This is a genomic window from Acinetobacter sp., from assembly GCF_041919735.1.
Classification (GTDB): Bacteria; Pseudomonadota; Gammaproteobacteria; order Pseudomonadales; family Moraxellaceae; genus Acinetobacter.
The window spans coordinates 1-22,064 of the sequence record NZ_JAYRTF010000011.1; the positions used below are offsets into that span (position 1 = coordinate 1).

17 protein-coding genes are annotated in these 22,064 nt (G+C 48.7%); 6 read left to right on the plus strand and 11 right to left on the minus strand.

The window, feature by feature from the left end; genetic code table 11:
• Window positions 1-537: 537 nt before the first annotated feature.
• Entirely contained in the window at window positions 538-2,025 is a 1,488-nt protein-coding gene (gspE, locus tag ACE3T3_RS08100) for a type II secretion system ATPase GspE (RefSeq protein WP_374665785.1), read from the minus strand.
• A 100-nt stretch (window positions 2,026-2,125) separates the two neighbouring features.
• Here gspE and ACE3T3_RS08105 point away from each other — a divergent pair, with 100 nt between their 5' ends.
• Window positions 2,126-2,947 (plus strand): hypothetical protein, encoded by an 822-nt coding sequence (locus tag ACE3T3_RS08105; protein ID WP_374665787.1) that lies wholly within the window; start codon window positions 2,126-2,128, stop codon window positions 2,945-2,947.
• A 9-nt stretch (window positions 2,948-2,956) separates the two neighbouring features.
• Window positions 2,957-3,880, plus strand: coding sequence for a mechanosensitive ion channel family protein (locus ACE3T3_RS08110; RefSeq protein ID WP_374665789.1), 924 nt, complete (start codon window positions 2,957-2,959; stop codon window positions 3,878-3,880).
• A gap of 169 nt (window positions 3,881-4,049) precedes the next feature.
• Here ACE3T3_RS08110 and ACE3T3_RS08115 read toward each other — a convergent pair whose 3' ends face one another.
• Complete coding sequence (locus tag ACE3T3_RS08115) at window positions 4,050-6,770, minus strand: DUF2339 domain-containing protein (RefSeq protein WP_374665791.1); 2,721 nt, start codon at window positions 6,768-6,770, stop codon at window positions 4,050-4,052.
• Window positions 6,751-6,921: a hypothetical protein gene (locus tag ACE3T3_RS08120; RefSeq protein WP_374665793.1), complete on the minus strand. Its 171-nt coding sequence runs from the start codon at window positions 6,919-6,921 to the stop codon at window positions 6,751-6,753. The genes ACE3T3_RS08115 and ACE3T3_RS08120 overlap by 20 nt, the downstream gene beginning before the upstream one ends.
• Window positions 6,922-6,996: 75 nt before the next feature.
• Between ACE3T3_RS08120 and polA the strand changes: the two genes are divergently transcribed.
• The gene (gene polA / locus ACE3T3_RS08125) at window positions 6,997-9,762 is read left to right on the plus strand and encodes a DNA polymerase I (RefSeq protein ID WP_374665795.1); all 2,766 of its coding nucleotides are present in this window, start codon (window positions 6,997-6,999) and stop codon (window positions 9,760-9,762) included.
• Window positions 9,763-9,908: 146 nt separating this feature from the next.
• On the opposite strand, the gene ACE3T3_RS08130 is transcribed toward polA, so the two are convergent.
• The 5 genes from ACE3T3_RS08130 to ppx are packed head-to-tail and all read right to left on the minus strand — an operon-like array spanning window position 9,909 to window position 15,027.
• On the minus strand, window positions 9,909-10,478 hold the full coding sequence (locus ACE3T3_RS08130) for a YggT family protein (RefSeq protein WP_374665797.1): 570 nt from the start codon (window positions 10,476-10,478) through the stop codon (window positions 9,909-9,911).
• 27 nt (window positions 10,479-10,505) lie between these two features.
• Entirely contained in the window at window positions 10,506-11,336 is an 831-nt protein-coding gene (gene proC, locus ACE3T3_RS08135) for a pyrroline-5-carboxylate reductase (protein WP_374665799.1), read from the minus strand.
• On the minus strand, window positions 11,333-12,712 hold the full coding sequence (gene tilS, locus ACE3T3_RS08140) for a tRNA lysidine(34) synthetase TilS (protein WP_374665801.1): 1,380 nt from the start codon (window positions 12,710-12,712) through the stop codon (window positions 11,333-11,335). Before tilS ends, proC begins: the two co-directional genes overlap by 4 nt.
• Window positions 12,649-13,473 carry an acetyl-CoA carboxylase carboxyltransferase subunit alpha gene (locus tag ACE3T3_RS08145; protein ID WP_374665803.1) on the minus strand — a complete coding sequence of 275 codons (825 nt, stop codon included), beginning with the start codon at window positions 13,471-13,473 and terminating at the stop codon, window positions 12,649-12,651. The genes tilS and ACE3T3_RS08145 overlap by 64 nt, the downstream gene beginning before the upstream one ends.
• 33 nt (window positions 13,474-13,506) lie before the next feature.
• Window positions 13,507-15,027: an exopolyphosphatase gene (gene ppx, locus ACE3T3_RS08150; RefSeq protein WP_374665805.1), complete on the minus strand. Its 1,521-nt coding sequence runs from the start codon at window positions 15,025-15,027 to the stop codon at window positions 13,507-13,509.
• A gap of 263 nt (window positions 15,028-15,290) precedes the next feature.
• On the opposite strand from ppx, the gene trxA reads away from it, so the two are divergent.
• The 3 genes from trxA to ACE3T3_RS08165 all read left to right on the plus strand — a co-directional run bounded on the left by trxA (window position 15,291) and on the right by ACE3T3_RS08165 (window position 17,877).
• Window positions 15,291-15,617: a thioredoxin gene (gene trxA, locus ACE3T3_RS08155; protein WP_374665807.1), complete on the plus strand. Its 327-nt coding sequence runs from the start codon at window positions 15,291-15,293 to the stop codon at window positions 15,615-15,617.
• 326 nt (window positions 15,618-15,943) lie between these two features.
• Complete coding sequence (gene rho, locus ACE3T3_RS08160; RefSeq protein WP_374665809.1) at window positions 15,944-17,215, plus strand: transcription termination factor Rho; 1,272 nt, start codon at window positions 15,944-15,946, stop codon at window positions 17,213-17,215.
• Window positions 17,216-17,631: 416 nt separating this feature from the next.
• On the plus strand, window positions 17,632-17,877 hold the full coding sequence (locus ACE3T3_RS08165) for a hypothetical protein (RefSeq protein WP_374665811.1): 246 nt from the start codon (window positions 17,632-17,634) through the stop codon (window positions 17,875-17,877).
• 299 nt (window positions 17,878-18,176) lie between these two features.
• Here ACE3T3_RS08165 and ACE3T3_RS08170 read toward each other — a convergent pair whose 3' ends face one another.
• The 3 genes from ACE3T3_RS08170 to pheS form a co-directional block, all read right to left on the minus strand.
• Entirely contained in the window at window positions 18,177-18,473 is a 297-nt protein-coding gene (locus ACE3T3_RS08170) for an integration host factor subunit alpha (protein ID WP_004649746.1), read from the minus strand.
• On the minus strand, window positions 18,470-20,851 hold the full coding sequence (gene pheT / locus ACE3T3_RS08175) for a phenylalanine--tRNA ligase subunit beta (protein ID WP_374665813.1): 2,382 nt from the start codon (window positions 20,849-20,851) through the stop codon (window positions 18,470-18,472). The genes ACE3T3_RS08170 and pheT overlap by 4 nt, the downstream gene beginning before the upstream one ends.
• Window positions 20,852-20,997: 146 nt before the next feature.
• Complete coding sequence (gene pheS / locus ACE3T3_RS08180; protein WP_374665815.1) at window positions 20,998-21,978, minus strand: phenylalanine--tRNA ligase subunit alpha; 981 nt, start codon at window positions 21,976-21,978, stop codon at window positions 20,998-21,000.
• Between the last annotated feature and the right edge of the window lie 86 nt (window positions 21,979-22,064).

The window sequence follows — 22,064 nt, forward strand, 5'->3', positions numbered from 1 at the left end:
AGACTTTAACTTAGACCAGTGTTGATCATTTAACATTGTACGAGGCATAGTGAGTAGTGAATTAAGTTTGGCGATTTAATTTTACTATCTCGCTATTTTTTATACAGTAAATGTCAACAGACTCTAATAATTGAATTTAAATTGAATGATAAAACTCATCTTAGCCTAACGGGCAAAGAAGATGATGCGGTCATTCATTTTGAAAAAATAAACTAATAAAAAAGCCCAAAATATTTTAATTATTTTAGGCTCCCTTACGACAATAACTTTTATTCCGCCGCTTCATTGGCTACACGCAAAATCTCTTAAACATTCAAGATCCATGCCCACCAAAACATGACCTTCCTTCTTTAAATTTAGAAGCCATACAAAAACACTTATTCCGAGCGCCATCAACATTTCCCTTATAAGTGCCTAGACAGCTTCTATAACACTGTTCACGTTCAGGCTCTTCAAACTTAACTTTTGACTGTGTGGCAGTATTCTGACAACCGAAGAGCGCTACAAATAGAAAACCAAACGTGAATAATAATTTCATCACTCCTCGGCTTCATTCGTCACGCGAAGCACTTCTTCCAGCGTCGTTTTACCTGCCAGCACTTTACGCAAGCCATCATCACGAATGGAACCCGAATGCTGACGTGCATAAGCTTCCACTTCAAACTCGGCCGCATTGCCGTGAATCAGGCGGCGCATCGGTTCATCTACAGGCACAATTTCATAAATGGCGGTACGGCCATTAAAACCTGTATGTGAACACTGCTCACAGCCTTTGGGTTTAGGCAGTTTTAACGCCGTATCATGCTGAATGTTTGCAAATAATTTAGTTTCAAAATCATCGGCTTCATGCCACGTCGCGCAATGTGCGCATAAAGTACGCACCAAACGCTGTGCAATCACCCCAATGAGAGAGCTGGACAATAAAAACGGCTCAATACCCATATCTTTTAGACGGGTTACGGCGCCAATGGCTGTATTGGTATGCAGGGTCGATAACACCAAGTGACCTGTCAACGATGCTTGCACCGCAATTTCTGCAGTTTCCAAATCACGGATCTCACCCACCATGACCACATCCGGATCTTGACGCAGCATGGCTTTTAAAGCGCGGGCAAAGGTCATATCCACTTTGGTATTTACTTGCGTCTGACCAATACCTTCCAATTGATATTCAATCGGATCTTCGGCAGTCAAAATATTTTTAGAACCGTCATTTAAGTCTGACAATGCCGCGTATAAGGTTGTGGTTTTGCCCGAACCTGTAGGCCCCGTAACCAAAATAATGCCGTGCGGACGATGCACTAAAACTTTTAAGCGCTCATAGTCATTGTTCATGAGACCCAAATGCGTCATGTTCAAACGGCCGGCCTGCTTGTCCAGCAAACGCATCACCACCCGCTCGCCATAAGACGACGGCAAGGTTGATACACGCACATCCACTTCACGGCCTGCTAAGCGCAGAGAGATGCGGCCATCTTGCGGAATACGTTTTTCGGCAATATCCAGTTTGGCCATGACTTTAATACGAGACACCAACAAAGGTGCAAGTTCACGGCGCGGCTGCACAATTTCGCGCAGCTGGCCATCAACACGCAGGCGCACTGAAAGTTTTTTTTCAAAGGATTCAATATGAATATCCGATGCGCCGACACGGATCGCTTCGGACAGCAAGGCATTGATCAAACGCACAATCGGCGCGTCATCTTCCTGATCCATCAAATCTTCCGCTTCAGGCACTGAATCTGCGAGGCTGAGCAAATCAGGATGATCTTCCAGACCCGCCGCGACCTGCTGCGATTCACCGGTATCGCCGGCAAAACTGGAACTGAGCAGCTGATGGAATTCCTGATCCGTGCACAGCTGATATTGCGCAGCATGCCCCAAATAGCGCCGGGCTTCCTGCAGCGCCAGCAAAGGTGTGCTTTCCCGGCGCACAATAAATGCCTGATTCCCTTCATAACGGAGCAATACGCCATGCCGTTTAGCAAAACTATATGGTATTTGTAATTGTTTGAGTACTTGCATCAAAGTTTATAATGATGAAAAAAGTATTTTGAGTGTACTCTAAGCATATGACAGCGTGAAGTCTGTTTTTTCAGGTTTTAATGATATAGGGAAAATACCATTGTCTTTAATAAGCGATGCTCTGCCGGCAGAAACGCCTAAACTCAAATGGTGGGGCGAGCAGCATTTTGAACTGAACCGTCCGAAATCCTGGCAATTCGGCTCTTTGCTGTTCCGCCTGACCCGCGGCCTGCAGGAATGGCGTCTGGAATATCACCGCCCAGCGGTGCAGTATGATTATGAACAGCAGTGGCGCAGCATTGACGATCCTGAATTCGCCTTTCCGCCGCCAGTGCATATTGAACGCTACATGTTTAAAAATACCCATGAAAATATTCAAATCATGCCGCGGCTGGCAGACCGGTCTGTGGTGATCCGTCCGGTCGATCCGATTTATATTCCGGCAGGTCAGCGCGGCACGCTGTATATCAGCACACCCTTATGGATTTCGGGTTTTGTTGAAGGTCAAAAAGATCCGCTGTTTGATATTCCAGTCATTTTACCCAAAGACACTTGGTTTGGCCCCAATAAGCGCATGGGCGAAATCTGCTATGCCACTGCGGTGGATGGCCGCACAGAGCTGCATCAGCTGAAAGTCCGCGCTTTTCGCGCCATTACCCCCATTGAATTTCACAACACCAGCCATGAGCAGCTGCGCTTTGACCGCATGAATGTGCCGATTCCGGCGTTGCCGCTGTTTTACAGCGAAAGTACCGGGCGCTTATGGACGTCGCAAATCAAAGTCCTGCATGAAGGCGCTGACCGCCCGCCGCGCATCCGCATTGAAAACCGCACCCCGCCGCATGCCGGTGAGGTCAGTTATGTGCATCCGCCGCGGGAATCGGCTGGAGCGCTGTTTAATATGTTTGATTCATTCTTCTAAGGGGCAGTCATGGCGAATACCAATATTTCGACGGAAATTACCAGCAGCCTCATGGGGATTGTGAAAAATATCAATACCGACCGCCTGACTGAAATTATTGTCGCAATCATTCTGGCCTTTATCGGTTTCTTAACCGCGCGTTTTGTTTCCAATGCCTTTATCCGCACCATTGGCGCGCGCTTCAATGCGCACCAGCGCCTGGTCTGGCGCCGCGGCATTTTTTATTTTATTTTTATGATTTTTGTGATGGCCAGCTTAAAAGAAGCCGGCTTTAAGCTCAGCGTCTTCTTAGGCGCTGCGGGCATCTTAACGGTGGCACTGGGTTTTGCATCGCAAACATCGGCCTCCAACTTAATCAGCGGGATCTTCTTGATCGGCGAAGGCTCTTTTGAAATTGGCGATACCATTCAAATCACTCTGATCCGCGGCCATACCATTGAAGGTGAAGTGATTTCCATTGACCTGCTGTCGGTGAAGCTGCTGACGCAGGACAATGTCTATGTGCGCCTGCCGAATGAGCAGCTGATCCGCGCTCCCGTGCACAATCTGTCGAAATTTCCGATACGGCGCATCCCGATTACCCTCGCCATCAACTTTCATGAAGACATTATTAAAGTCCGTGAAGTGCTGCTGGATGTCGCCAGCAAATATCCGCTGGTATTGGCTGATCCTAAACCCGCGGTCACCGTGACGGCATTCCGCGAATCATCCATTGAACTGCTGTTTGCGGTGTGGTGCCAGCAGGAAAACTTCCTCCGCGTGCGTGATGAAATGCAGGAACGCATCCGCAATGGCTTTGTGGATAATCAAATTGAAATCCCTGTACCGAAGATGGGCTTTGTCGACCGCCCTGCGGCGGCGGCGGTGCAGAATGAGGAACTGGATCAGTACGCCAATGCGCAAGAAATCAAGCGCGAACCGACCTTAAAATAATGCTGCAGATCTGAAATTCAGTGCTGAATGATGTTTTCAAGGCCCGCTCTGCTGCGGGCCTTTTAATGCACAATGCTCAAAGCAGATCGATTGGCCCAATCCATGCAGCCCATCATCCGCCATGTGCATCATCATTTTATTCACACAATGCCTGGCCTGTTCATGCCGCTTAATCGGAGTATTTCTGCGCCTCTGCTTCAGGCATCGGCGCAATATAGGCGATAATCAGCATGGCAAAACCGGCGCCTAAGAAGGAAATGACCCGGGTCAATGTGCCAATATGCGACAAATCGAACAGCACCAGTTTCAGCGTGACCAAGACCAAAATGCTGGCGCCGAAAATCCATAAGGAACGCAAATAGCGTTTGGCCGCCGTCAGCATGCAGACAAAGGCCAAGCTGACCCACAGCAAGGTAAAGCTCAGCTGCACCGCGGCGTTTTCCCACATCTCCCACACATTATAGGGCGTGTCCAGATAGACATGCAGGGCGCGCAAAACCACATAGCTGCTGAGCCAAAGCAGCCCCAGCATCATCAAAATGGCGCCGAGGCTTTTTTCCAAACCGGCTTTCATCTGCAGATTCAGCATCCAGATAAATCCCGCCAGCATGGCAATGCTCACCAGATCAAAAGGATTCAGCAGCGGCAGCCAGTACATTTGAAATGCCTGCCGGCTGAAGATTTGCGAAAAAATAATCCATAGCAGCATCAGCAGCAGCGTATTGCGCGACTGCCAAAACATTTGCCACGCTGTTTGGGGCTGCCGATAGCACCATGCGGCGAACAGCAGCGGCAAGATCACCACGCTGAAATACGGCATGCCGGGAATCAGCGTCAGACTGGTCAGCGCCAAACTCAGCATCACGCCCAAACTGACCCATTCTTTTTCCGCTTTCACCCCCAGCAGCGGCCGCAGCCACAGAACTGTCAGCAGCACGCCGCTCAAGGCATACAGCAGCCGGTCCTGCGGATGATGCCAAAGCATCACGCCCTCATGGCTTAAACTGACCGCCATATACAGCGCAATGCCGTACACAGGCATAAGGCCAATCCATTTCGGCAGCAGCCATGACCATTCCGCCCCGCAGCGCAGCAGCCATTCATTGAACAGGCTGTACACCGCTGCAATAATCAGCAGGCACCAAAATGCTTGACTGGGACTGTCAATTTTATCCATCAGCAGCACAAACAGCATGACCGTGGCCGAAAGCATCTGCATGCATTGAAAGGCGACCGTAGAGCTGCTCAGCTGTTTTTGAAAGGCCGTGCTGCTGTTGGCGATCAGCACCGCCAACAGATAACTGATGCACAGCAGCCAATAGGCATTGCTCGGAAAAATATTTTTGACTGAAAAATAATACAGGCTGGAAAAGCCCGCCATCATCATCAGCCCCATGCCCACATAGCGGCTCAGCGCAGAATGCCGGTATAGGCCATAGCTGAAGATCGCCGCACCCTCTACAGCCCAGCCTGCCACGCTCCACTGCTCATGCAATAAGATCGGCGGAATAAACGCAAAAAAGATCAGCATTAAACTGAAATAGCTTTGCGCGATGAACTGAATAGCCTGGCTGCGTTTAGACAGCAGATGCAGCGCCGCATAGATGCCGGCAAAGCTGAAGCTGAACAGCGCCTGTTGTTTCGGCTCATCAAAATACATCAGATATAAAAAGCCATAGCTGATGATCGGCGCGCCAAAAATCAGCGCCAAATCCAGCGCCGGTTTCAGCTGAAAACGGCTCAGGCTTTCTTTGGCCAGCAGCTGGCTAAAGCGGAATCCCAGCCAAATAAAGATGGCGGCATGCGCATAGACCAGCACGCTGAGCATCGCCTTGTCTTGCGCCTCGCCGCGATAAAAAGCATAAGCGCCGCCCACCAGCACGGTCATTAAAAATGAAATCTGATTCAGGACTTTCCACGGCCGGAAAGTGCTGAGCACCGCCACCGCCGCATTAATGCACAGATAATAAGCAATAAACTCCACCGCAGTGGCATTGCGCACCGGCAGAGTAAAAGGCGCAATATAGGCAATGCTCATCGCCATCAATGCCAATTCAATGCTTTGCTGCTTCAGGCTCAGCCAAACCGCCAGCGCAATGATGGCCGCAAAACAGATGCTTGCCAGCACGATGTTTGGAATCACCAGATTGTAATAGGCAAAAAACAGCGTCAGTGAAAGGCTGGCCAGGCCCAATCCTTCCAGCGCCAAGGCGAAACCGCGGTTGCGCTGCTGCAGCCCATAGCCCAGCAGCGTCACGCCAGCGCTGACCGCGGCCACAACCGCCAATTTCAGCGCGAGACTGAGCTGCCAATGCTCGGTGGCAAAACGCAGCAGCAGAATCACCCCGACGACCAGAACAGCAATGGCGGCTTTGAGTACCGGATTCCCTTGAAACAGCCACAGTTTCAGCTGATCGGTCAGGCTGACTGAAGTATCCGCGGCATTCTGAAGCACAGATTGCGTGTCGTCTGTTTCAGCCTTTTGCACCCGATGAGGATGCGCATGCAGCTGATGCTGCAAAGACAGCACATTGCGCTCGATGCGTTTCAGCCAGCGCAGAAAAAAGTAAATCCAAACTGAAATTCCCGCGCCGGTGAGGATGCCGATATGGCTGAAGCCGCCCACCAAAACCATGACCGATGAGATATACAGCGGAATTTTCGAGGTCGGTACCAAAGGCAAGCCCGCTTCCGCCGCCAGCTGATCAACCGGCTTCTGCAAATCATCGGCGTAGTGCATGACACTGACGGCAAAGGCGAATCCGCACAAATAGCTGAAAATTTTCCAATCCGAAAACCAGCATCCGACCGCGGCAATAATCAGCGCCATCAGCCAGATCATTCTGATTTCATTGTTGGGGGGATTCGCGTTATTTTGCCCGTTCAGCATGCCTGCTCTTCATGTCCTTTTCATATGATGATACCGCAGCGCGCGGCGGATATTTGGCTGCTTTATCAGATATTCCGTAACGGCGCCAAAAACCAGCCTTGCCAAAGCGCTTTTCTCCCTCAAATCCGCCGAGGGCAAGGTAAAGCGCCAAGCATGCAATCAAGCATCAGCGCGGAACGGAAAAATCACGTACAATGAAACCGTTCTCTGGATTAGGAATTTTTCAATGCCGCCATTTGTCTTGGTCGATGGGTCATATTTTTTATTTCGCGCCTTTCACGCATTACCCCCTTTAACCACGTCAACTGGATTGCATACCAATGCCATCCGCGGTGCGATTTCCGCCATTCAAAAACTGATGCGCCGCACGCAGCCGACACATATGGCGGTGATTTTTGATACGCCGGAACCAACCTTCCGTCATGAGCTGTCGCCAATTTACAAAGGCGACCGTCCAAGCATGCCGGAAGAGCTGGCTGAACAGATTCCTTATCTGCATGCGCTGATCCGCGCGCTGGGCATCCCGTTGCATATGCTGCCGGGCGCAGAAGCCGATGACATCATTGGCACCTTGGCCAAACGCGCAGAAGCCAAAGGCTATCAAGTGCTGATTTCCACCGGCGATAAAGACATGGCGCAGCTGGTGACGGACAAAGTGACGCTGGAAGACAGCTTTAAAGATAAGCCGATGGATGTGAACGGCGTCTTTGAAAAATTCGGCGTTTGGCCGAATCAGATTATTGATTACCTGACCCTGATGGGCGATGCTTCTGACGGCATTATGGGCGTGCCGGGTGTCGGCGCAAAAACCGCAGCCAAACTGCTGACTGAATACGGTTCAATTGGCGGCATTTTGGAAAATGTCGATAAGATTAAAGGCAAAGTCGGTCAAAATATTAAAGACAATGTCGAAGGCATTGCGCTGGATCATCAATTGGCCAGCATTGTATGCGATCTCGACATGGGCCTGACCTATGATGACCTGAAATTGGCTGATCCCAATATCGAACAGCTGCGCAGCCTGTATACCGAACTCGAATTCCGCAATCAGCTGCAGTCGCTGGATCACCCGAATAATCCAAATGGCGCAACCTACAAGCAAAATTCCAAAGCGATTATCAAAGAAGCCCGTGCAGAAGAAAAAACCGTTACTGAAGATCAAGCTTCTGTAACCAGTACCGATGATGTGCTGGGTCAAGCCAATTACCACACCGTTTTAGCGCAAACGGACTGGGACAATTTATTTAAACGCCTCAGCACTGAAAAGCGCTTTGCCTTTGATACGGAAACCACCAGCCTGGATTACCGCATCGCAGAAATTGTCGGTTTCTCGGTGGCTTTTGATGCGCATGATGCCTATTACGTGCCGCTGGCGCATGACTATGAGGGCGCGCCTGAACAGCTGAACCGCGACGCCATTTTGGCGCAGATCAAACCGATTTTAGAAGATAAAAGCGTCGAGAAGATTGGCCATCATTTAAAATACGATGCGCATGTACTGGAAAATCACGGCATTGAACTGCAAGGCTGGTATTTCGATACCATGCTGGCATCGTATGTACTGAACTCCGTGGCCACCCGTCACGGCATGGATGATGTGGCGCGCTTATATCTCAGCCACCTGACCACAACCTATGAACAAGTGGCTGGCAAAGGTGCGAAGCAAAAGACCTTCAATCAAATTGAATTAGAAACTGCCTCGCATTATGCCGCTGAAGATGCGCATGTGACCTTCCGCCTGTACGAAGTCTTGGATGCCAAACTGCACAAACATCCTGAACTGGTGAATATTCTGCACAATGTGGAAATGCCGGTGGCGCGTGTGCTGACCATGATGGAAGAAAACGGCATCGAGCTGAATTTGGACTTTTTGGATCAGCTGAGCAGCGAATTTGCCAAGACCATGCAGGATTTGGAAAACCAGATCACTGAATTGGCTGGCCAATCCTTCAATGTCAGCTCACCGAAACAGGTCGGTGAAGTTCTGTTTGATAAGCTCGGCTTAAAAGGCGGCAAAAAAACCTCAACGGGCCAATACAGCACCAGTGAAAGTGTCTTGGAAAAAATCGAACACCCGATTACGGATCTGATTTTGCAATACCGCGGCCTGTCGAAGCTGAAAAGCACCTATACCGATGGCCTGCTGAAACAAGCCAACAATGAGACGCACCGCGTACATACCAGTTACCATCAAGCGCTTACTGCGACTGGCCGCCTATCATCCACCGATCCGAACCTGCAGAATATTCCTGTACGTGAAGATATCGGCCGTCAAATCCGTAAAGCCTTTATTGCGCCTAAAGGCCGCATCTTGCTGGCAGCCGATTACTCGCAAATTGAACTGCGCTTAATGGCGCACTTCTCACAAGACCATGCCTTGGTTGATGCCTTTAAGCACGGTCAGGACGTGCACCGCCGCACCGCTGCAGAAGTTCTGGGCATTGCCTTGGAAGATGTCACCAGCAATCAGCGCCGCCAAGCCAAAGCCGTCAACTTTGGTCTGCTCTATGGCATGTCTGAATTTGGCCTGACCCGCCAGCTGGGCTTCAGCCGAGAAGAATCACGCAGCTATATCGGCAAATATTTCCAGCGCTATCCGGGCGTACTGGAATATATGGAGCGCACCCGCCAAGTGGCGCGTGAACAAGGTTTTGTCGAAACTATTTTAGGCCGCCGTCTGTATACACCGGATATCAATGCCAGCAATAAAATGATCAAGCAAGGTGCGGAACGTGCGGCCATTAATGCGCCGCTGCAAGGCTCAGCTGCTGACATCATTAAAATGGCGATGATTGAAGTAGAAAAAATGCTGCCGAAAGATCAAGCCAAAATGCTGCTGCAAGTGCACGATGAATTGGTCTTTGAAGTGGATGAAGCCATTGCGGATGATTTAGCGGTGAAACTGGCTGATGTCATGCAGTCGGTGCTGAAAATTTCGGTGCCGCTGGTGGTTGAAGTCGGCAAAGGCAATAACTGGGATGAAGCCCACTAAGGTATTTGCTCCGTCCTCCTTCAAGGAGGAAGGCTGGGATGGAGGCCATGTGCCTCCTAGAAGAAACATCAACCGCTTTACCTAAAAATCTCAGCCGTAAAAAAAAGGACTCAATAGAGTCCTTTTTTAATATCTCAAGAAAGCGCTTATAGGCCAGTCAGCAGCACAATCGCCACTTCTTTCATAATGGTTTCCGCCAGCAGCAAAGCGAAGATCGCCACGATCGGCGATAAGTCAATCATGCCCATATTCGGCAGAATCCGGCGGAACGGCGCCAACAGCGGCTCTGCCAATTCCTGAATCACCTCAATATACGGCGAACGTGATTGGCTGAACATCACCACCCAGCTCAAAATAATTGAAGCGAAAATCAAGTAACGGCAGAAACGGATCAAATCCTGAATCATGGTCACAAAAGTCATGATGATGAGATGCACCGGGCTGTTTACCGCTGCGCCAGACAAATGCATCACGCCAAACATCTTCAAAATATACAGCACCACCAATAAAATTAATGCTGCCGTATTAACCCGGCCCTTACCGACGGTAGGGAAAATCCGGCTGAACATATCAACAATCTTTGTGGCCTTTGCCGTAGAAAGCACCACAGGATTGTAGGGACTGACTGCAGCCAATTGCATTAAAAACCGGAAAAACACGAGCAAAATTGCCACGTTAATAATAATGCCAAAAATCAGCGCAGAATTTGCACCCATACCAGATTATTCCTCAATAAAAACCAATTACTTGATGCTGTCACTTAAATCTTGCGCCAGCTCTTGGCTGCGTTTTTGCGCAGCAGCCAAAGCCGCCTGAATATTTTGCGAGATCTGCGCATGATCAAACACTTCAATCGCCGCCTGTGTCGTGCCGTTCGGTGAAGTCACATTTTTACGCAATTCCGCTGGGCTGCTTGAGCTGGTAATCGCCATTTGCGCTGCGCCCAAAGCGGTTTGCAACGTTAACGCCGTCGCCACTTTCTCATCCAGACCTAGATTTTTGCCTGCACGGATCATGCTTTCCATCATATAGAAGAAATACGCTGGCCCCGAACCGGAAACTGCGGTTACTGCATCAATTTGCGCTTCAGAGTTTACCCAAATTGTCAGGCCAGTTGAAGCCAAAACCTGACTGGCCAGCTCGCGGTCTTGCGCATTCACGGCATCCGATGCAAATAAGCCGTGCGCGCCGGTTTGCACCAATGCAGGCGTATTTGGCATGACGCGCACAATGCGGTCCGTTTCCAGAATCTTCGCAATCGTGGCAATTTCTGCACCCGCAACTATCGAAATCACCAGCTTGCCTTCCAGCTTGCCTTGCAGCGGTTTTAAAATATTGGCAAAAACCTGCGGCTTCACAGCAAACAGCACAATATCGGCATCACGGATGGCAGCGGTATTGTCATCCGTCACATGCACGTCTTTTGCAGCCAAAAACTCACGGACTTTCTCAACAGGATCTGAAACTGTAATGCGTGTTGCAGGCAAACCGCGTGCAATTAAGCCGCCAATTAAGGCTTGAGCCATATTGCCGCCGCCGATAAAAGTGATATTACAATTTAGAACTGCGCTCATGATGAAGATCCGATCTTACTGTTATCTGAAGAAACTAATTTTGGCTGCCACCCCGCCTTAACGCAATAGGGCGACTCGGCCAGCCAGAAGCCGTTTGGCGTAAAAGCGCCTAGCATAACATTATCTATGCTTAATATTTGAATTCGATGACGCAGCCACGGAAAAATTTGCGCCTGCTGAATGGCCTTTTTTAACGGCCATGAACCTGAACGCCCATGCAGATGAAGCCTCTCTCCGCCTTGGCGCTGCGTCAGCAGCAGATCCTTGTCCAATAATTCAAAAGACAGGCCAAAGCCGTCCTCGGCCTGGATCTGAAAACGGCCCGCCAAGGCATTGAAAATCTGATTCAGCTGGATTTTCACACACTGCGGCGCGGCCTGTTCATGCTGAGACGCGGCATATGCCGATGCCGCCAAGCGGTGCAAACCGCCCGCAAAACGCAGGTAATAATAACCATTCCAATGCAGGGCCGCCTGCGCATCGGTTTTAGATTCCATCACTTCATCAATCAGGCGCTGCACCATCTCAAAGGCTGGCCGGTATTGATCCTGCCCTTTCATCCAGGCCGACAGCAGCTGCCGCTGTCTAGACTTCGACAGCGCCTGCAGTCTATCCAGCTGCAGCCTGTCCGAGGTTCCACATGAAACCAGATCCTGCGCCAGCACATCTGCCAGAATATCTTCAGCATCCTGCATTAAATAGCTGCTGCGGCTCATGGCCTGCTGCATTTTCGGGTAGCGGGACTGCAGCATCGGCCACAGTTCCGCTCTGGCCCACGCGCGGTCATATTCGGTATTCAAGTTGCTCGGGTCCTGAATATTTTGCACATTCAATTCGGCGGCCCATTGGCAAATCTGCTCACGGGAAAGATTCAGCAGCGGACGCCAGATTGTCATGCCAGCACGCTGATCCAGCTGGCGCATGGCCGCCAAGCCGTGAATGCCCGCACCAGACAATAGGCGCAGCATCAGCGTTTCCGCCTGATCCTGCTGATGATGCGCCAGCACCAAAACCTCATGCGGCAACAGATGCTGCTGATAGGCTTGATAGCGGGCGGAACGCGCCTGATTTTCCAGATTGCCTTCGGCAACCGCCACCTTTTGCACAATGCAGGGAACATTCAGCGCAGTGCAGGACGCGGCCACAAAGCGGCCCCACTCTGCACTCGGTTGCTGCAATTGGTGGTCAATATAAATCGCGCGGATTTTTTGCGGGTACAGCAAAGACATCAGGCGCAGAAGCAGCATGGAATCCACGCCGCCGCTGCACCCGATTAAGAAGGAAGCCTGTTCAGAAAAATCTTCTGATTGGCTTAAGCAGTCAGACCTAAATTGTCGCTGCCAAATTTCATTAAACGCTGATAACGCGCTTCGCATCGTTCTTTTGCATCCATTGGCGTTAATTCATCCAAAGCCTGTTTCAATACAGCTTTCAAATTCTGCATCACTTGTTCAGGATTCAAATGCGCGCCTTCGCCTTCATCAACTACATATTCAACAATGCCGATTTTTTGCAGTTTGTCCGCAGTCAATGCCAGCGCTTCGCTCGCCTGTTCCGCTTTTTCTGCAGTTTTCCACAGAATAGACGCACAGCCTTCCGGTGAAATCACTGAATAAATACTGTGAGACAGCATCACGACACGGTCAGCAACACCAATACCCAATGCGCCGCCTGAACCGCCCTCACCCAGCACAGTCGCAATCACCGGCACTTTCAGGCTCGACATTTGCGCCAAACTGGTCGCAATCGCTTCGGCCTGGCCGCGCTCTTCCGCGCCAACGCCTGGGTATGCGCCCATGGTATCAATAAAAGTGAAGACCGGCAGATTAAAGCGTTCCGCCATATCCATCAGGCGCTGCGCTTTGCGGTAGCCTTCCGGGTTGCTCATGCCGAAATTGTGCTGCAGCTTTTCACGTGTGCTGCGGCCGCGGTGCTGACCCACAACCATCACAGGCTGACCATCCAAACGCGCTAAGCCGCCAATCATTGCGCCATCATCACCAAATAAGCGATCACCATGCAAAGCGTCAAATTCAGTGAAGATTTCACTGACATAATCCAAATATTGCGGACGGTCCGGGTGACGTGCAATTTGAACTGTAGTCCAAGCTTTAGACTGCGCTGCTTTATTTTTCATAGGTCGACCATTATCCCTGAATTAACCAATGTGTTAATCGATAAACTGTTCCGACTGGATATTCAACTCAATATCCCAATGCTTGAACTGCAGCTGTTCATCATGCAAGTCCGCCACAAGCAAAGGCCATTGTTTGGCATCGCCAGAAACACTAAGCTGCCATTGTTGCGCATTGTCAACACTCAATTCAATGGCAGGAAGCATCTCATCGCTGCGGCTGTGATTCAGCAAAACTGCTAAACGAAGCAATAGACATAAGTGCACAAGTTTGCTACCGCCGACTTTCATCACATCCACGCGGGCATCGCTGCGCAGCTTGCGGCGGTGATGCGCGACCAAATGTGACAAATGGTTCTGATCAATTTGCGAGAAACCCGGAATATCCGAATGCTGCAGCAAATATGCGCCATGGCGGTGATAGCCGCTATGGCTGATCGCCAAGCCGATTTCATGCAAATAGGCAGCGCGGCGCAGCAAGTCACTGTCATCACTGTTTAAATTCAGCTTTTGCGCGACATTGTCAAACAGCTGCTGGGCTGTTGCAACAACCCGTTCAGCCTGTTTCGCGTCGGCATTGTAACGGCCGAGCAAAGCATGCACCGAACGGTCGCGGATATCTTCATGCTGGAAACGGCCCAGCAGGTCGTACATCACCCCTTCACGCAATGCGCCGTCTGAATACACCAGCCTATCAATCCCCAAGACATCAAAAACGGTGAATAAAATGGCAATACCGGCTGGCAAAACTGCTCGGCGGTCTTCTTTTAAGCCATCAAATTCCATTTCTGAGACATGCTTATATTTAAGCAATTTATCTTTGAGCTTTTCCAGGCCGTCCCGGGTCAGCTCTTCTTTGTCATTGCTCCAGCCCATATTCACCGTGATCTGGCGGCACGCTTTAATGGTGCCGCTGGAACCGACAACGGTATCCCAGCCTGCCGCTTTATAAGTATTGGCAATGCCGGACAGCTCTTTGCGGACAGCATTGACCGCTTTATCAAAACTTTTTTGACTGATTTCACCATCGGTAAAAAAGGCTTTGGTAAAGGCCACGCAGCCCATCTGCACAGATTCTGTATGAATCGGCTCAAACTCTTCACCGATAATCAGCTCTGTCGAGCCGCCGCCAATATCAATCACTAAACGGCGGCCGCTGTTGGCCATGGTGTGCGATACGCCTAAATAAATCAGCCGCGCTTCTTCGCGGCCCGCGATAATTTCAATCGGTTTTGGTAAAATTTCTGCCGCTTTTTGAATGAATTCCTGTCCGTTTTTGGCTTGGCGCAACGCATTGGTCGCCACAATGCGCAGCCGGTTCGGCTGCACCGAACCCAAACGGCCGACAAAACGCGCCAAACAGGCCAAACCGCGCTGCTGGGCGGCTTCAGTTAAATTTTTATTTTCATCCAGTCCTGCTGCCAGCTGAACTTTTTCTGACATTGAAGCGACTTTTTTGACTTCGCCATGATCAACGCGCGCAATCGCCAAGTGAAAGCTGTTTGATCCCATATCAATGGCAGCAAGCAATTCTTCATCAATCAAAAAATCAGACATGATTCAAACAACCTATACAGAATTGTGCTTAGAGTAATTCACAACCATTCAATTTAAAAGCCATTTATGTGTCAGAGATATAGACAAGCTGAAATTCCAGCATAGATGACAATTGTGTTACACGATCACAGCCATCGTGAGCATCAATTAGACAATTCCGCATTAAAAGCTGAAAATTTACATAACCCTCTACATTGTTCAAGATGGCTATGTAATACTTATCAGTATAGAGTCATCTTAAAAATTATTTTGGAGCAGAATCCATGTCAGGCAATATTGTAAATACAACTGATGAAAACTTTGAAACAGACGTACTGAAATCTGAAGTGCCAGTATTGGTCGACTTCTGGGCTGGCTGGTGCGCACCTTGTAAAGCTATTGCGCCAGTGCTGGAAGTGCTTTCTGCTGAATACGAAGGCAAAGTTAAAGTTGTGAAAGTAGATGTGACGTCATGCGAAGCGACTGCTGTAAACTACAATATCCGCAACATTCCTGCTTTGCTTATGTTCAAAAATGGCGAAGTGGTTGCCACTCAAGTGGGCGCTGCGCCAAAATCTAAATTGACTGCGTTCATTGAAGAAAATATCTGATTCAGCCGCAGCCGAAGCTTCAGAAAATACGCTATTCAATAGCGTATTTTTTTTGCTGATAAATTGACAAACCCTTGATTCTCTCTTATATTGCTAGCTCAAGGAATAAAGGATCTTAAATCCTGCCATTTTCTTACAAGACACAACACATAAGATCGCCGCTCGGCAATAGAAATTGTTTTTACACACTTTTCTTCGAACAATGACTCAGTCCTCTGAATTGTTATTGTGCAAATACAATCGCGTAATTTAATTGTTTGCATGCGGCTCAATGTTGCTCCCTTTCCATCCCGTACCCTAGAATTTTTGATTCTTATCTGACACCTATGAATTTAACCGAACTCAAGAAAAAACCGATTGGCGAACTCATCAAAATTGCCGAGTTTATGGGCCTTGAAGGAATGGCGCGTAACCGCAAGCAAGACATTATTTTTGCCATCTTAAAACGCCATGCAATGAATGGCGAAGAGATCTTTGGTGATGGCGTTTTGGAAATTCTGTCAGATGGTTTTGGCTTCCTGCGCTCTGCAGCCGGCTCTTATCTTGCGGGCCCTGACGACATTTATGTCAGCCCTTCGCAAATCCGCCGCTTCAACCTGCGCACAGGCGATACCATCACGGGAACCATCCGCCCGCCGAAAGAAGGCGAACGCTATTTTGCCCTATTAAAAGTTAATCAAATTAACTACGACACACCAGAAAACTCACGCAACAAAATTCTGTTTGAAAACTTAACGCCATTATTCCCAACTGAGCAATTGGTGATGGAACTGGGTAACGGTACTACAGAAGATTTAACAGCACGTGTGGTTGACTTGGTTGCGCCGATTGGTAAAGGCCAGCGTTCTATTATTGTTGCACCGCCCAAAGCGGGTAAAACCATGCTGCTGCAAAATATTGCGCAGTCGATTGTCCGCAATAACCCAGAATGCTTCCTGATTGTTCTTCTGATTGATGAACGTCCTGAAGAAGTAACTGAAATGGAACGCACCGTCCGCGGTGAAGTGATTGCCTCTACATTTGATGAATCGCCAGCGCGCCACGTGCAAGTGGCTGAAATGGTCATCGAAAAAGCGAAACGCTTGGTAGAGCACAAAAAAGATGTGGTGATTCTGCTGGATTCGATTACCCGTTTGGCCCGTGCTTACAACACTGTTATTCCTTCATCAGGCAAAGTGCTGACCGGCGGTGTGGATGCGCATGCGCTGGAACGCCCAAAACGTTTCTTCGGTGCTGCACGTAATATTGAAGAAGGCGGCTCATTGACCATCATTTCTACTGCATTGATTGAAACCGGCAGTAAAATGGATGAAGTGATCTACGAAGAATTCAAAGGTACCGGTAACCAAGAGATCACGCTTGACCGCCGCATTGCGGAAAAACGCGTGTTTCCTGCCATGAACATCAAGAAATCCGGCACACGCCGTGAAGAGCGCCTGATGTCAGAAGACAATCTGCGCAAAGTATGGATTCTGCGCAAGCTGCTTCATACGCAAGATGAATTGGCTGCAATGGAATTCCTGCTTGACCGCATGAAAGAAACCAAAACCAATGATGATTTCTTTGATCAAATGAAGCGTAAAGCCACAAATAACTGATCATTGTCCATATTTAAAATGAAGAGCCATCTATAACGATGGCTCTTTTTATTTGGTTGACAGCGTTTACACATTAAAACAATTGCCGCCCCAGTTTGTTAACTTTTTTTCAAGTAAATGATTATAAATATTTTTTAAGGAAAAACCTGAGCAGTTTTAGGGGCTTATTTAGCGTTTATCCAATATATTCCTTTTGATTGATTGTTATTTTCTGTTAAAAAAAGCGATTTTTTAACCACTTTTTTGCATTTTAACGCATGGAGACAGTAGAAATTCAAAATGCGCAGTGATAGCATATCGGCATACCAGTTAGGCTGCATCTGCATTGTTATTTCCTAATAAGAATTAGGCATGATAAAAGCATCAAACAGTGCTAACTCAGGTTTTTTTTAATCTCATATTTAGAGAGTGATGCCATGTTATTCAAAAAAATCGCTATTGCTGCTGCAGTTGCTACTACTTTAGCTTTCGTTGGTTGCGCTAAAAAAACTGAAGAAGCTCCTGCTGCATCTGAAGCTGCTGCATCTGAAGTAGTTGCTGCTTCTGAAGCTACTACTGCTGCTGCTTCTGAAGCTACTGCTGCTGCTTCTGAAGCTACTGCTGCTGCATCTGAAGCTACAGGCGCTGCTTCTGAAGCTGCTGCTGCTTCTGAAGCTAAATAATCTAACTGATTATTCAGCACAAAAAGAGGGCCTTTCGGCTCTCTTTTTTATTGCCTGCGATTTCTGACCGCTGCCAGCCTTTAAATGCAACAGCACTTTTAAACATGCAGCTGATCTAAAGCCCGCGACTCCATAGCATGAACTGATTCATAAGCGCCCTATTCATTTCCACAAGCGATCCTATCAGCACGATGACATGTCAGCGCGTTCTTATACCCTTTAAATCAATCATAAGCACAAAAACACATATCTCAGGCGCACAGATCAGCCTCAGTCAATTCAAGGCAAAAAAAAGCAGATCAATCGATCTGCTCATTTCCTACGCGCTGACGGAATTTCTGTCCTGCGCGGAAGGTCACTACACGGCGGGCAGAAATCGGAATTTCTTCACCCGTTTTAGGATTTCGGCCTGGACGCTGACGCTTATCACGCAGTTCAAAGTTGCCAAAACCTGATAATTTAACCTGTTCTCCGGAGATCAGCGCTTGGCTGATCTCATCGAAGAATAGCTCGACCATTTGTTTCGCTTCACGACGGTTTAAACTCGTGAGCTCACTTAAATGATCAGCCATTTCTGCTTTTGTTAATGCTGTCATGAAGCCCTCAATGTCGCCTGATAAGTGTTTTCCAACACCTGAAGAATGTTATCCATTCCGGATTTAATTTCAGCATCTTCCAATGTACGCGATGGGTGCTGCCAAAGCAGTGCAAATGCCAATGAGCGCTTGCCTTCTTCAACACCTTGACCTGTATACACATCGAACAGCCAAACGGAATCTAAAAGCTCACCGCCGGTTTTTTCGATAAGTTGCTGAATTTCGCTAACATTAATCTTATCACTAATTAAAAGCGCAATATCACGTCTAACCGATGGAAAACGTGATAATTCTGTAAAATTAGATACATAAGTTTGCAAAACAGCCGATTGATCCAGTTCAGCCACCCAAGTTGCGCCTAAATCCAGCTCATCTTCCAGCGATGGATGCAGGCGGCCGAGATAACCGATTGATTTTCCATCGGCTAAAATCTCTGCAGATTGCCCTGGATGCAGCCAAGCGCGCTCAGAACGCACATATTCAACTTTCACACGGCCAGCAGCCAAGACTTCTTCAACATCGCCTTTAAAGTCAAAGAAATCCATTGGCGCCGCTTTGCCATGCCAAGTTTCAGCGCTGCGCGCACCGGTGGCAATCATGGCAAAGGTTGGAATCTGCTTCAGATCATGAATGCTTGCTGCACCTTTATAATCAAAGCGCAAGCCCAGCTCATAAAAACGCACGCGGCTTTGCTGACGGTTGACGTTGTACTGCACGCATGGAATCAGGCTGGATAACAATGTTGAACGCATCACAGCAAGATCGCTTGAAATTGGGTTTGCCAATGCCAGCGGCTGACCTTGCGGATTCAACTGTTTTTCAAGCTTCGCATCGGCAAAGCTGAAGCTGATTGCTTCCTGATAGCCTAAAGTCACCGCAGTTTGACGCAATTGAGCCAATTCAAACTGATCTTGGTATTTCGCCAGTTTCACATCAATCACCGGCAGGCTCATTTGGATATTGTCATAGCCGTGAATACGCGCGACTTCTTCAATCAAGTCTTGGTAAATCGCCATATCAAAACGGTGAGATGGCGGAACAACCGTCCACTCGCCTTCAGCTTTGACTGCAACCTTGCAGCCTAAACGGGTTAACGCATCAGTGATGAAGTCGCTTTCCACTTTATAGCCAAGCAATTGATCTACTTGCGCTTGATTGAGTTCAATGGCTTCACGTTTCGGCAGCAATTCCACTTTTTCAGCCACTGTAATTGGACCAAACTCACCGCCGGCCAAATCAGCAATGAGCTGAGAAGCACGGTGCATGGCCGTCATCGGCAATTCAAAATCCACACCGCGTTCATAACGCTGTGAGGCATCGGTATGCAGGCCAAAGCTGCGGGCGCGGCCAGCAATATGCAATTGGTCAAAGAATGCAGATTCGAGGAAAATTTCAGTGGTTTCATCGGATACCGCTGAAGACAGACCGCCCATAATGCCGGCAATCGCTAATGCTTTGTCGTTATCCGCAATCACCATGACATTTTCAGAAAGTTCAACTTCCTGTTCATTCAGCAAAGTTAGTTTTTCTGCAGCTGCGGCCTGACGGACATGCACCGAACCATTCACTTTACCGCCGTCAAATGCGTGTAAAGGCTGGCCCAATTCCATCAAGACATAGTTGGTAATATCGACCAGAATGCTGTGCTGACGAATGCCAGCACGCACTAAAGCGCGCTCCATCCATTCCGGTGTCGGCGCTTTAGTATTGACGTTTTTAATCACACGGCCCAGATAGCGCGGGCAGCCATCGGTTTCCAATACCACTTGTTTGGCATCAGTAATAGTCGCTGCCACTTCTTTAATTTCAGGTGCAGTCACTGGCAGCTGGTTAATCACGCCAATTTCACGCGCAACACCGCGAATGCTGAAACAGTCGCCGCGGTTTGGCGTGATGCTGATATCAATCACATTATCGTCAAGATCAAGATATTCACGGACATTCACGCCGACTGGCGCATCTGCTGGCAGTTCCAGCAGGCCGTCAATTTTATCTTCCAAATCAATTTCAGACGCGCCGCACAGCATGCCTTGAGATTCAACACCGCGCAATTTGCCTTTTTTAATTTTGAAATCGCCCGGCAGCACAGCACCAATAGTCGCGACCGGCGCTTTCATGCCTGCACGCACATTGGGCGCGCCGCAGACAATTTGCAATGGCTCGCCTGAGCCGATATTGACCGTGGTTACACGCAGACGGTCTGCATCCGGATGCTGAACGACTGTCAGCACTTCACCGACTACGACACCTGTAAACGGTTTCGCCGCCGGATCCATATCATCGACTTCTAAACCGAGCATAGTCAGCTGTTCAGACAATGTTTCGCTGTCAATTGCCGGGTTAACCCATGTACGCAGCCAATTTTCGCTAATTTTCATTTCGTTAAAAACCTATTAATTCTAAATTTCTAATCCCCCTCTAACTCCCCCTTTAAAAAGGGGGAGAACCACTCAAGTCTTTGCTTCGAGAAGTTCCTCTCCTTTTATAAAGGAGAGGTTAGGAGAGGATTAATAAAAAAATCTGTTTAAGCAAATTGGCGCAAGAAACGCACATCATTTTGGTAGAACATGCGCAAGTCATTAATGCCGTAACGCAGCATCGCAAAACGCTCTACGCCTAGACCAAAGGCAAAGCCTTTGTATTTGTCCGGATCGATGCCCGCAGCGCGCAGCACATTCGGATGCACCATGCCGCAGCCTAAAACTTCCAGCCATTTGCCGCGTTCATCCATGATATCCACCTCTGCGCTTGGCTCTGTGAACGGGAAATAAGATGGACGGAAACGCACTTTCAAATCTTTTTCAAAGAATTCATTCAGCAAATTCACCAACAGGCCTTTCAGTTCTGCGAAGCTGGTATTTTCAGCCACGTACAGACCTTCAATTTGATGGAACATTGGAGAATGCGTTTGGTCTGAGTCACAGCGGTACACGCGGCCCGGGCAGACAATACGGATTGGCGGCTGAGTGGTTTCCATAGTGCGGATCTGCACGCCCGAGGTATGGGTGCGCAGCAAATGATTGGCATCAAAATAGAAAGTATCATGCATCGCGCGCGCAGGGTGATGGCCTGGAATATTCAGCGCTTCAAAGTTGTGATAGTCATCTTCAACTTCAGGACCAGTTGCCACGGTAAAGCCGGCTTTGGTAAAGAACTGGCAAATGCGCTCTTGCACTTGAGTAACCGGATGAATGCTGCCGATGGCTTGACCGCGGCCCGGCAAAGTAATATCAATGGTTTCGCTCGCTAATTTTTGTTCAAGCGCCGCTTTTTGTAATTGAGTTTGGCGCTCAGTTAAAGCCGCGTTCATCGCTTCACGGACTGCATGAATGGCAGCGCCTTGAACCTTGCGCTCTTCTGGGTCCATTTTACCCAATGCTTTCGATTGTTCCGCGAGCTGGCTTTTTTTACCCGTAAATTGCACTCGAACTTGATCAAGTGCAGCAAGGTCTTGAGCTGCTGCAATCGCAGCGAGCGCTTCAGTGGTCAGGGCTTCCAGTGACATAGTAACTCTCAAAGCAACAATTTAAAAAATATAAAACCCCATATTCTAACAGTTTTTGAGCGTGAGGATGAAGCGCTATCGCAAGT

Coding starts and splice junctions, on each gene's coding strand:
- ACE3T3_RS08165 (WP_374665811.1), top strand. CDS start 17,632: ATGTTATTCAAAAAAATCGCTATTGCTGCTGCAGTTGCTACTACTTTA.
- ACE3T3_RS08170 (WP_004649746.1), bottom strand. CDS start 18,473: ATGACAGCATTAACAAAAGCAGAAATGGCTGATCATTTAAGTGAGCTC.
- pheS (WP_374665815.1), bottom strand. CDS start 21,978: ATGTCACTGGAAGCCCTGACCACTGAAGCGCTCGCTGCGATTGCAGCA.
- tilS (WP_374665801.1), bottom strand. CDS start 12,712: ATGCGAAGCGCGTTATCAGCGTTTAATGAAATTTGGCAGCGACAATTT.
- polA (WP_374665795.1), top strand. CDS start 6,997: ATGCCGCCATTTGTCTTGGTCGATGGGTCATATTTTTTATTTCGCGCC.
- gspE (WP_374665785.1), bottom strand. CDS start 2,025: ATGCAAGTACTCAAACAATTACAAATACCATATAGTTTTGCTAAACGG.
- ACE3T3_RS08130 (WP_374665797.1), bottom strand. CDS start 10,478: ATGGGTGCAAATTCTGCGCTGATTTTTGGCATTATTATTAACGTGGCA.
- pheT (WP_374665813.1), bottom strand. CDS start 20,851: ATGAAAATTAGCGAAAATTGGCTGCGTACATGGGTTAACCCGGCAATT.
- ACE3T3_RS08110 (WP_374665789.1), top strand. CDS start 2,957: ATGGCGAATACCAATATTTCGACGGAAATTACCAGCAGCCTCATGGGG.
- rho (WP_374665809.1), top strand. CDS start 15,944: ATGAATTTAACCGAACTCAAGAAAAAACCGATTGGCGAACTCATCAAA.
- ACE3T3_RS08145 (WP_374665803.1), bottom strand. CDS start 13,473: ATGAAAAATAAAGCAGCGCAGTCTAAAGCTTGGACTACAGTTCAAATT.
- ppx (WP_374665805.1), bottom strand. CDS start 15,027: ATGTCTGATTTTTTGATTGATGAAGAATTGCTTGCTGCCATTGATATG.
- ACE3T3_RS08115 (WP_374665791.1), bottom strand. CDS start 6,770: ATGCTGAACGGGCAAAATAACGCGAATCCCCCCAACAATGAAATCAGA.
- proC (WP_374665799.1), bottom strand. CDS start 11,336: ATGAGCGCAGTTCTAAATTGTAATATCACTTTTATCGGCGGCGGCAAT.
- trxA (WP_374665807.1), top strand. CDS start 15,291: ATGTCAGGCAATATTGTAAATACAACTGATGAAAACTTTGAAACAGAC.